Below are 10,007 nucleotides of genomic sequence, written 5' to 3' on the forward strand. Positions count from 1 at the left end.
GCCTATGTGTCTTTAAAGTCTAAAAGGCTGGTGAACAGGGGATTTATGCGGGGACCCTTTCTGCCGCTGTACGGCTGCGGGGCAATTATGATGCTGGTGGTTTCCAAGCCCTTTCAGGAAAATTTGGTTTTGGTATATATTGCCGGCTGTCTGGGAGCAACGGTTCTGGAAGATGTGACTGGTGTGACAATGGAGGCGCTCTTTAAGGTTCGGTATTGGGATTATTCCAAAAATAAATTTAATTTTCAGGGACATATTTGTCTCGGCTCCTCACTGGCCTGGGGAGGGCTGACGATTCTTATGACAGAAGTGATCCATAAGCCCGTAGAGCGGCTGGTGCTGTCCATACCTGGCAGATATCTGGGAATTATAACGTTTTTGCTTTCGGTGTATATTTGTGCGGATTTTGCACTTTCCTTCAAGGCGGCTTTGGACCTGCGGGATATTTTGGTGCAGATGGAGAGGGCCAAGGAAGAAATGATGCGTATTCAGAAGCGTCTGGACGTGATTATTGCTCTGACGGAAGAGGATTGGTCCAGCCGTAAGAGTCAATTTGCGGACGGTCTGGCTCAGCGCAAGGGCGAGATCACAGAAGGAATCTCCATGCGGATGGAGGATGTGAAGGCCCAGATTGATGAGACATTGGAAAAATTGAAGAATCTGGCGCAGACAAAACCCAATGCGTATCTGGACAGCGTGAAGGAGGAAATTTTCGATCTGAAGGTGAAATATAAAAGCAGTCTGGATTATCGCAGCCGTCTTGGAAAGCTTAAGGACTTTTTCCAAAAGGGCCTGATTCGTTCCAATCCGACTATGAGCTCCGAGAAGTTTAAGGAAGCGCTGGAGGAATTGAAGAAAAATTCTCAAAAAAAGAGAAAATAAGGAGAGGGAAGCAAGCCAAGTTAAAGAAATCTTAAACACTTGGCTTGTTTTTTGTTAAGAAGCATTTTGGTAAAATCAAAAGCAGGAGGGTGAGAAATGTACAACATATTAATATGTGACGATGAGAAGGATATTGTAAATGCACTAAAAATTTATCTGCAGGATGAAAACTATCAGCTGTTTGAGGCCTTTGACGGAAAGCAGGCCTTGCGGGTGATCGAGGAGAATGAGATTCATCTGGTGCTTTTGGATATTATGATGCCTGAGCTTGACGGGATATCCGCAATGGTAAAAATACGGGAAAGAAGCAATGTTCCCATTATTCTGCTCACTGCAAAAAGTGAGGATACGGACAAGATTCTGGGACTGAATGTGGGGGCGGACGATTATGTAACAAAGCCCTTCAACCCTGTAGAGGTGGCTGCCAGAGTGAAATCCCAGCTGCGGCGTTATATGCAGCTGGGCAGTGGGAAAATAAGGACAGATATTCTCAAGGTTGGGGGCATTGAGCTGGATGATAAGGAAAAGCTGGTTACCCTGGACGGTGAGGAGGTTTCTCTTACGCCTACGGAGTATGAAATTTTAAAGCTTTTGATGGAGCATGCGGGACAGGTATTTTCCCCCAGGGAGATTTACACGAAAATCTGGAACGATCTGCCTTATGGCAGTGAAAACACAGTGGCGGTACATATCAGACACCTGCGGGAGAAACTGGAGATTAACCCCGCAGAGCCCAGATATTTGAAAGGTGGTATGGGGCCAGGGCTACAAATGTGAAAAGAAAGAATAAGAAGGGAAAACGGAGGCAATATGAGCAAGAGGAAAGGTGACAGGAGATTAACGGGAAGCACGGGAGTCAGAGTTGCGGCTTTTTTTCTGCTGGCAGTCAGCTTTGTTCTGGGACTGGCATCTGCAGCGGCAGCTTTGTGGATGTATGGGCCTAATTACGGCAGCAAGAAGGAGATGGTGGATGCGCTGATCTGGACAAGCGTGAGAGAGGATCTGGATGTGGCGGAGAGTTATTATCGCATGGCCCTGGAACAGGTTTCTCTTAGAAGGGAGGCTGAGGCCCTACAGGGAAACCTCAAAGAAAGCCTCTCTGGAATGCTGGAAGAAGATATGGGGGATTATTTCGCCGGCCGAAACAGCAGTGCAGAGCTGTATCTGGAAGGGGAGCTGGTGTGGAGCTGCTATGATGGCACAGATACGCCCTATGTCTACAATAGCCTGAATGTCATTCCAGCGGAATGGACCAGAGAAGATGTCCCGGAGACTGATGCAGACAGGGAAGCTGTGGAGGAGCCGGAATATGCGGAGTATGCTGTCTATCTCTATGTGGACCCGGAATTTCCCATAGGAGACGGTTATCAGGTCAGCGCACATAATGCGGATATACTCTATGAACTGCGGAGCGTCCTGCCGGGAATTGCGCTGCTTTGCATTGTGGTATTTTGCCTTTCCTTTATCTTTTTGATGTGCAGTGCGGGACATAAAAACGGGCGGGAAGGCGTGGGGCCTGGAGTGCTCACAGAGCTTCCCCTTGATCTTTTGACGGCGGCCTTTGGCTTTGTGGCTTTTCTGGGGCTTATACTTGTCTATTCCTTTATGAATTACTCCGTGGAAATGTTTGCGCTTTCCGTGCTGATTGTGGGAACGCTGGAGGTAGTGTGGTGTACTATTTTCTGTATGGAATTTGCCCTGCGTTTAAAGCTTGGAAAATTTTGGAGAAACACCATTGTCTACAGAGTGCTCCGGTTTTTTTTCCGGACAGTAAAAAAGCTTGTGGGAACTTTGGCCTGGCTGGCAGGGAAAATTCCCCTTGTACTGAACGTGGTGCTGGCCTTTGGCGCAATTTGTGTTGTGGAGCTTTTTGGGATTTTGGGCTTTGGCTTACGGTTACATCCGGGTATGCTGTGCTTTCTTTGGCTGCTGGAAAAAATTGTATTGTTTTTGGGAGTATTATATATTGCGCTGGTGTTTCAGAAGCTTTTGCAGGGAAGCAGAGCCATTGCCAGAGGGGATTTGTCTTATCATGTGGATACCTCCAGAATGATTCTGGATTTTAAGGAGCATGGGGAAAATCTGAACCGCATTGGAGAGGGGATCGGAAAAGCGGGGGAGGAACGCATGAAAAGCGAGCATTTGAAAACAGAGCTGATAACGAATGTTTCCCATGACCTGAAAACACCCTTGACTTCCATTATTAACTATGCGGATCTGATAGGCAGCGAGAGGCTGGAGAATGAGAAGGTGAAGGAGTACGCGGAGGTTTTGCTCCGCCAGTCAAGACGGCTGAAAAAGCTGCTGGAGGATCTTGTGGAGGCCTCCAAAGCCACCACAGGCAATCTTGAGGTGAATCTTACCCCCTGTGACATTGGAGTGATGCTTTCACAAGCGGTGGGAGAGTATGGTCAGCGTTTCGCAGAAAAGCAGCTGGAGCTGATTGTAAGACGGCCGGAGGAAGCGGTGCGCATTTTAGCCGACGGCAGACATCTTTGGAGAATCTTTGACAACCTGTTTAACAATATCTATAAGTATGCCCAGGAAAATTCCAGAGTGTATCTGAATGTGGAGTGTACGGGAGAAAACGCGGTCATTCTGTTCCGAAATATGTCCAAATATGCGCTGGAGCTTTCGCCCCAGGAGCTTGAGGAGCGATTTGTCAGGGGAGATAAATCGAGACATATGGAAGGAAACGGCCTTGGGCTTTCCATTGCCAAAAGTCTCACGGAGCTGCAGAAGGGATCAATGGAGATTGTGACGGATGGTGACTTGTTTAAAGTGATTCTGCGGTTTCCTCTGCTGCAAAACGAAAGCTGAAAAAGAGACCTGGCGGTAAGCTGTTTACCGCCAAAGTCTCTTTCGGTGAATGGGAGAGCGTCTACTTTGCAGATTCTGTGTATTTTTCTTCACAGTATTTGCAGCGGTAGACCTCCTTTTCTTCATCTGCAAGAATAAAAATGTGGGGAAGCCCCTGTTCTATGGACGTGATACATCTGGGATTGCGGCATTTGATCACATTTTTGATTTGCTTTGGAAGAGAAAGCTCTTCCTTGGAGACGATCTCACCGTTTTTGATAACATTGACTGTGATATTATGGTCAATAAAAGCCAGTACATCCAGATTCAGCTGGTTCAAATCACATTCTACCTTCAGGATATCCTTTTTGCCCATTTTATTGCTGCGGGCATTTTTGATAATGGCCACAGTGCAGTCGAGCTTATCCAGCTGTAAGTGCTCGTAAAGGCTTAAGCTTTTGCCGGCTTTGATGTGATCCAAGACAAAGCCCTCTTCGATTTTTCCAACATTTAGCATGATGTGCCTCCTTCCGGCAGGGGTTGAATATTTAACAGGGTCAAGATGAGAGCCATTCTTACATACACTCCGTACTGGGCCTGTTTAAAGTAAGCGGCTCTGGGGTCCTCATCTACCTCTACGGAGATTTCGTTGACCCGGGGGAGAGGATGGAGAATCAGCATGTCCTCTTTTGCCAGCTTCATTTTTTCCTCATTTAAGATATAAAAGTCTTTTAACCGCACATAATCCTCTTCATTAAAGAAACGCTCCTTTTGCACACGGGTCATATAGAGAAGATCAAGTCTGGGCATGACATCCTCCAGACGAATTACCTCTTCATAGGGGATGCCCTTTTCCTTCAGCATATCAGTGATATAATCCGGCACCTTAAGCTCCTCCGGGGAGATAAAAAGAAAGCGTATGCCACTGTAGCGCACCAGGGCATTGATCAGAGAGTGCACCGTACGTCCGAATTTCAGGTCTCCGCACAATCCGATGGTAAAGTCGTTTAAGCGTCCCTTTAGGCTTCGGATGGTCAGCAGATCGGTGAGGGTCTGGGTGGGGTGCTGGTGGCCGCCATCCCCGGCATTGATGACAGGGATAGTGGACTTCTCTGCGGCAACCATGGGAGCGCCCTCCTTGGGATGACGCATGGCGCAGATATCTGCATAGCAGGAAATGATGCGGATGGTGTCGGATACGCTCTCTCCTTTGGAAGCGGAGGAGGAGGCTGCATCGGAAAAACCAATGACCTGTCCGCCCAGCCTTGTCATAGCGGATTCGAAGCTTAAGCGCGTACGTGTACTGGGTTCATAGAAGCAGGTGGCCAGAATTTTTCCACTGCAGGCGTGGGCATATTTCTCTGGATGCTTTTCGATGTCGCCTGCCAGGTCAAATATCTTGTCCAGCTCCTCCTTTGTAAAATCAAGTGGACTCATCAGGTGTCTCATTTTAATCTCCATTCCTGCGCATTTTTCAGCGCATAATCAGTATTTGGGCTTTTTGCAGTCTGCCCAAGGGCGGTCTGCCGGACATGGAAAAGCCGAAGAGAAAATCTCTTCGACTGTTATTTGTTATTCTTGGAAGGATAACAGCTCCTCAACGCTCTTGCGTCTGGGAGCAGCAGGACTTTCTGCGGGATACCCGATGGGAATCAGAGCAATCAAATCTCTCTCCTCTGGAATATGTAAAAGAGCAGAAGCCTCCTCCTGATCGAAAATACCCATGATAACGGTTCCGAGGCCGTGATCGCAGGCAGCCAGACAAAAAGCTTCACTGGCAGCTCCGGCATCAAACATCTGCCAGGAATCACCGCGGTTTGTGGTATAAGAGCCGTCTCTCTCAAAGCCGCTGCGGCCCTTGATAATGGTAACTGCGATAACCATCGGCGCATTTTCCATGATCTCGCCATTTTTAGGATAACCGGAGGTGCATTTGGAAAGCTTCTGCTTCAGATCTCCCTCCACGGCAATATAGCGTACAATCTGTGTATGCTTCCAGCTGGGGGCATAGGAGGCAGTTTCTACGATCTGTGAAAGTATTTCATGGGATACAGGCTGATCGGTAAACTGGCGGATGCTTCTCCGTCCGGTAATACATTCTTTTGCAGTCATACGTTACCCTCCTTTACGTATTTTTATTATCATACCATTTCCAGCTTATACTTTCAATCGAAAGCGTAGAAAAAAATCGACAAATTTTTTGGCATTTTGAAAGAAAGGTTTTGCATAAAAAGATCATATCTACTATAATAAGTAGCATAAGAATTTTTCAGAGATTGTTGATGCGCGGGAAAGGAGCGGGAAGGGATAGGATATGATAGAATTCGTAGAAAGAAAGCGATGGCTTTTCTTAGGTCTGCCCTTTACCTTTACGAAGTATATCGTAAAAGAGGACATGATTACCATAGAGGCAGGCTTTTTGAAAAAGGTTGAGAACGATTGTTATATGTATAAGGTACAGGACGTGGAGCATACGGCCAGCCTGATTGAGCGTATATTTGGCATGGGGACTGTGGTCTGCTACACAGGGGACACCACCCATCCCAGATTGGTCCTTGAGCATATCCGCAATTCCAAGGCTTTGAAAGACTTTATTTTAAAACAGTCTGAGGAAGCAAGAATGAAAAGGCGCACGGTGAATATGCTGGATATCGGCTCCGGAGATGGGGACGAAGGGGAAATGCTGTAGCAAAAGAAAAGGGATGTCACGATTTACAGGACATACCGGAGATATAATTAATGAGAATTTGACAAGACGGGACCGTTATCGGTCCTGTCTTTTGCGGCGGAGGAGGTAAGCCCTTCAAACAAAAGTCCTGCAAGGAACCAAAAGGGCGCATAGTCCAGGCGGATCAGCCGTTTGATATTCCAGCGGCTGCGTCCATAATCCCAGGGACACAAGGTGCGGCGGCTTAAGAGGCTGCCGGTGATATATTCGGTGGAGAAAATCAGGCTCATATAGGTAAGCCCCCGGACCCAGACGGACTTTTTGGAAAGAAGCCTGCCCAAAGGAGCCAGAAAGGCAGCACAGCCGTATATGGGAAACATCCAGACGGAGGTGTTGCCCTGAAGCTTCATGTTCCGGCGGCGGAAGGAGTCAAGAGAGGTAAAAAGGATTTCCATGCACCAGCCGGTGATGCCGCAGCGTATAAAGTTGTGTAAGAAGGTTTTGAATGCTTTTTTCATGAAATAAAGTGTTTCCCGCTTTTGGAGAAATATACGAAGAACAATGAAAAAATCAGCAAAAGACCCGAAGAGAGGCGGTGTGGAATTTGACTTATAAAGAAGCCCTTTCTTATATGGAAGCCATTGGAGGATATGGGATTGTGCCGGGGCTCGACAGCATCAGAGCGCTTTGCGGACGGATAGGAAATCCTCAGGATACGCTGAGATTTATTCATGTGGCCGGCACCAACGGCAAAGGTTCGGTAACAGCCTATCTATCCACTATATTAAGGTGTGAGGGATACCGGGTGGGAAGCTATGTTTCCCCCGTGCTTTTTTCCTATCGGGAGCGTATTGCGGTAAACGGAAGGCCCATTACCCAAAAGGCGCTCTGCCAGGGGGTGGAGCTATTGCGTAACGCATGTGATGAAATGCAGAAGGAGGGAATGCCCCATCCTACCTCCTTTGAGGTGGAGACAGCTCTGGGATTTTGGTATTTTCAAAAGATGGAATGTGATTTGGTAGTGCTGGAGGCAGGAATGGGAGGGGGCATGGATGCCACCAATGTGATTCCGCCTCCTCTTGCAGCGGTTCTTACTCCCATCAGCATGGACCACATGAAATTTTTAGGGCGCACTTTGGGAGAGATAGCGGCACAGAAGGCCGGGATTATAAAAACCGGATGTTATGTAATTTCTGCAAGGCAGAAAGAGGAGGTTATGGAGGTCATTGCCCACATTGCCCAGGAAAAGCACTGTCCTCTGAGGACTGCCGATGTTGACACTGCCAGTCAGATACGATATGGTATAGAGAGGCAGCGTTTTGACTACGGAGGATATAGGAGGCTTGAGATATCCCTTGCAGGCAAATGTCAGATTGAAAATGCGGTTCTTGCAGTGGAAACGACAAAGGCTCTGGAAAAACAGGGCATCTGCGTGAAAGAAAAAGCGCTGCGCCAGGGACTTTTGCAGACCCTGTGGCCAGGGCGTTTTACTGTTGTGGCAAAAAAACCTTGGTTTATCGTGGATGGGGCTCACAACAAGGCGGGGGCAGAGCAGCTGGCACAGTCCTTAGCTCTTTATTTTCCCCAAAAAAGAATTATTTTTATTATAGGAGTGCTGAGGGATAAGGATTATACCGGGATGCTTGCGGTCACTTATCAATATGCGGATCAGATTATCACAGTGACGCCGCTGGAAAACGCAAGGGCATTGCCCGCCTATGATCTGGCTGTGGAAGCCTCTTTGGTGCACCCCAATGTGACTGCGGCGGACAGCCTGGAGGAGGCTGTGGAGATGAGCTATCTTCTGGCGGGGAGAGAGGATGTGATTCTTTCCTTCGGCTCTTTGTCCTATCTTGGCAGGATGATAAAGATTGTGGAAAAGCGTTCACAGAAAGGCAGTAAAAATGATAGATCATGAAAAAGTAAAAAAAGCAGTGGAGCTCCTTTTGGAGGGCATAGGCGAGGATGTGGAAAGAGAAGGGCTCCGCGAGACGCCGGAGAGAATTGCCCGTATGTATGAAGAGATATTTTCCGGAAGGGATGAGGATCCTGGCCAGCATTTATCCAAGGTCTTTTCTGTGGAACACAACGATATGGTTTTGGAAAAGGATATTGTGTTTTATTCCACCTGCGAGCATCATATGATGCCCTTTTTCGGAAAGGCTCATGTTGCCTATATCCCCAATAAAAAGGTGACGGGACTGAGCAAGCTTGCCAGGACTGTTGAGGTGTTCGCAAAGCGGCTGCAGATTCAGGAGCAGATGACGGCGCAGATTGCCGATGCAGTGATGGAACATCTAAGCCCCCAGGGAGTTATGGTGATGGTGGAGGCAGAGCATATGTGCATGACCATGCGGGGAGTAAAGAAGCCAGGCAGTAAAACGGTCAGCGTAGCGGTAAGAGGTGTCTTTGAGCAGGACGATACACTGCAGAACCGGTTTTTCCAGATGGTAAAGGCATAGGCTGAAGGAAACGGTGAGCGCATGGAGCAGGTGAATCACATGGATAGAATTGATAAAATAATAGAGCACCCTTTATTTTTGTATCATTTGCGTCAGAATCAGGCGGAAGAAGCCGAAAGGCGTTTCTGCCGCCATGATATGACGCATTTTTTAGATGTAGCCAGAATCGGAGTAATTATAAGCCTAGAGGAGGGCCTTGAGATTCCAAGAGACTGGATTTATGCGGCGGCACTTTTGCACGATATGGGGAAGCATATTCAATATGAGGATGGGACGCCCCATGAGCTTGCAAGTGGAAGGATTGCGCCCCAAATACTGCAGGACTGCGGCTATGATCAAGAAGAAACAACTGTTATTACACAAGCAATTTTGAAGCATAGAGAAAAAAGCACAGCCCAGGAAAAGAATTTGAGTGGAATTCTATATAGAGCAGACAAAGCCAGCAGACCTTGCTTTGCCTGTGAAGCGGAGCCGGACTGTAATTGGAAGGCAGATAAGAAAAACAAGAAAGTAAAATATTGAGCAGGGAATAGATGCTGTAGGGAGGCTTCAAAAATAATATGAAGATTGGAAATAGAGAATTTGATACGAAGAATCACACCTATATTATGGGAATTTTAAATGTGACGCCGGATTCCTTTTCAGACGGAGGAAAATGGAATAATCTGGATAAGGCCCTTGGCCGCGTGGAGGAAATGCTGTCTGAGGGAATGGACATTGTGGATATCGGAGGAGAGTCCACCAGGCCGGGATATACTATGATTACTGACCAGGAGGAGATTGAGAGAACAGCCCCTGTGATCGAGGCCATAAAGGCAAATTTTGACGTGCCTGTTTCCCTGGATACTTATAAAAGCCAGGTGGCTGCGGCAGGTATAGAGGCGGGGGCGGATTTGATCAATGATATCTGGGGACTGAAATTTGATGAAAAAATGGCAGATGTTATTGCAAAGAGCGGACTCCCGTGCTGCCTCATGCACAATAGAAATAACACAAGTTATGAAAATTTCATGTTCCAGGTGGCTGAGGAGCTGGCCCAGAGCATAGAGATTGCGCAGAAGGCCGGGATTGCAGATGAAAAAATTATTTTGGACCCGGGTGTAGGCTTTGGCAAGACCTATGAGCAGAATCTGGAGGTAATCCGTCGTCTGGAGGAGTTAAATGCCTTTGGCTACCCTCTTCTTTTGGGCTGCAGC

Annotated in this window: 11 protein-coding genes and 1 pseudogene; 8 read left to right on the forward strand and 4 right to left on the reverse strand. The window is 47.5% G+C overall.

Annotation, left to right across the window (positions count from 1 at the left end; all coding sequences use genetic code 11):
* The 3 genes and pseudogenes from AC1WIP_RS06305 to AC1WIP_RS06315 all read left to right on the forward strand — a co-directional run.
* Positions 1-882 (forward strand): putative ABC transporter permease (locus tag AC1WIP_RS06305; protein ID WP_481141045.1); only part of this gene is annotated, 882 nt, incomplete at its 5' end.
* A gap of 96 nt (positions 883-978) precedes the next feature.
* Positions 979-1,672, forward strand: a pseudogene (locus AC1WIP_RS06310) (response regulator transcription factor).
* Positions 1,673-1,692: 20 nt separating this feature from the next.
* Complete coding sequence (locus AC1WIP_RS06315) at positions 1,693-3,702, forward strand: sensor histidine kinase (protein WP_481141046.1); 2,010 nt, start codon at positions 1,693-1,695, stop codon at positions 3,700-3,702.
* Positions 3,703-3,763: 61 nt separating this feature from the next.
* Here AC1WIP_RS06315 and AC1WIP_RS06320 read toward each other — a convergent pair whose 3' ends face one another.
* From AC1WIP_RS06320 to AC1WIP_RS06330, 3 genes are all read right to left on the reverse strand, one after another.
* Complete coding sequence (locus tag AC1WIP_RS06320) at positions 3,764-4,198, reverse strand: aspartate carbamoyltransferase regulatory subunit (protein WP_318704834.1); 435 nt, start codon at positions 4,196-4,198, stop codon at positions 3,764-3,766.
* Positions 4,192-5,130: an aspartate carbamoyltransferase gene (gene pyrB / locus AC1WIP_RS06325; protein WP_481141047.1), complete on the reverse strand. Its 939-nt coding sequence runs from the start codon at positions 5,128-5,130 to the stop codon at positions 4,192-4,194. Before pyrB ends, AC1WIP_RS06320 begins: the two co-directional genes overlap by 7 nt.
* Positions 5,131-5,253: 123 nt before the next feature.
* On the reverse strand, positions 5,254-5,793 hold the full coding sequence (locus tag AC1WIP_RS06330) for a nitroreductase family protein (RefSeq protein WP_481141048.1): 540 nt from the start codon (positions 5,791-5,793) through the stop codon (positions 5,254-5,256).
* 202 nt (positions 5,794-5,995) lie between these two features.
* Here AC1WIP_RS06330 and AC1WIP_RS06335 point away from each other — a divergent pair, with 202 nt between their 5' ends.
* Entirely contained in the window at positions 5,996-6,370 is a 375-nt protein-coding gene (locus tag AC1WIP_RS06335) for a PH domain-containing protein (protein WP_481141049.1), read from the forward strand.
* A gap of 47 nt (positions 6,371-6,417) precedes the next feature.
* Here AC1WIP_RS06335 and AC1WIP_RS06340 read toward each other — a convergent pair whose 3' ends face one another.
* A complete protein-coding gene (locus AC1WIP_RS06340; RefSeq protein ID WP_481141050.1) occupies positions 6,418-6,867 on the reverse strand; it encodes a putative ABC transporter permease in 450 nt (149 codons plus the stop codon).
* Between the two features lie 86 nt (positions 6,868-6,953).
* Here AC1WIP_RS06340 and AC1WIP_RS06345 point away from each other — a divergent pair, with 86 nt between their 5' ends.
* The 4 genes from AC1WIP_RS06345 to folP form a co-directional block, all read left to right on the forward strand.
* Positions 6,954-8,267: a bifunctional folylpolyglutamate synthase/dihydrofolate synthase gene (locus AC1WIP_RS06345; RefSeq protein ID WP_481141051.1), complete on the forward strand. Its 1,314-nt coding sequence runs from the start codon at positions 6,954-6,956 to the stop codon at positions 8,265-8,267.
* On the forward strand, positions 8,254-8,811 hold the full coding sequence (gene folE, locus AC1WIP_RS06350) for a GTP cyclohydrolase I FolE (protein WP_481141052.1): 558 nt from the start codon (positions 8,254-8,256) through the stop codon (positions 8,809-8,811). The genes AC1WIP_RS06345 and folE overlap by 14 nt, the downstream gene beginning before the upstream one ends.
* Before the next feature lie 39 nt (positions 8,812-8,850).
* The gene (locus AC1WIP_RS06355) at positions 8,851-9,333 is read left to right on the forward strand and encodes an HD domain-containing protein (RefSeq protein WP_481141053.1); all 483 of its coding nucleotides are present in this window, start codon (positions 8,851-8,853) and stop codon (positions 9,331-9,333) included.
* Between the two features lie 38 nt (positions 9,334-9,371).
* On the forward strand, positions 9,372-10,007 hold a 636-nt coding region (gene folP / locus AC1WIP_RS06360; RefSeq protein WP_481141054.1), incomplete at its 3' end, for a dihydropteroate synthase.

The organism is Acetatifactor sp. (assembly GCF_982438285.1).

Excerpts from the sequence above, each read along its gene's own strand:
- AC1WIP_RS06315 (WP_481141046.1), top strand. The coding sequence starts at position 1,693 with ATGAGCAAGAGGAAAGGTGACAGGAGATTAACGGGAAGCACGGGAGTC.
- AC1WIP_RS06320 (WP_318704834.1), bottom strand. The coding sequence starts at position 4,198 with ATGCTAAATGTTGGAAAAATCGAAGAGGGCTTTGTCTTGGATCACATC.
- pyrB (WP_481141047.1), bottom strand. The coding sequence starts at position 5,130 with ATGAGACACCTGATGAGTCCACTTGATTTTACAAAGGAGGAGCTGGAC.
- AC1WIP_RS06330 (WP_481141048.1), bottom strand. The coding sequence starts at position 5,793 with ATGACTGCAAAAGAATGTATTACCGGACGGAGAAGCATCCGCCAGTTT.
- AC1WIP_RS06335 (WP_481141049.1), top strand. The coding sequence starts at position 5,996 with ATGATAGAATTCGTAGAAAGAAAGCGATGGCTTTTCTTAGGTCTGCCC.
- AC1WIP_RS06340 (WP_481141050.1), bottom strand. The coding sequence starts at position 6,867 with ATGAAAAAAGCATTCAAAACCTTCTTACACAACTTTATACGCTGCGGC.
- folE (WP_481141052.1), top strand. The coding sequence starts at position 8,254 with ATGATAGATCATGAAAAAGTAAAAAAAGCAGTGGAGCTCCTTTTGGAG.
- AC1WIP_RS06355 (WP_481141053.1), top strand. The coding sequence starts at position 8,851 with ATGGATAGAATTGATAAAATAATAGAGCACCCTTTATTTTTGTATCAT.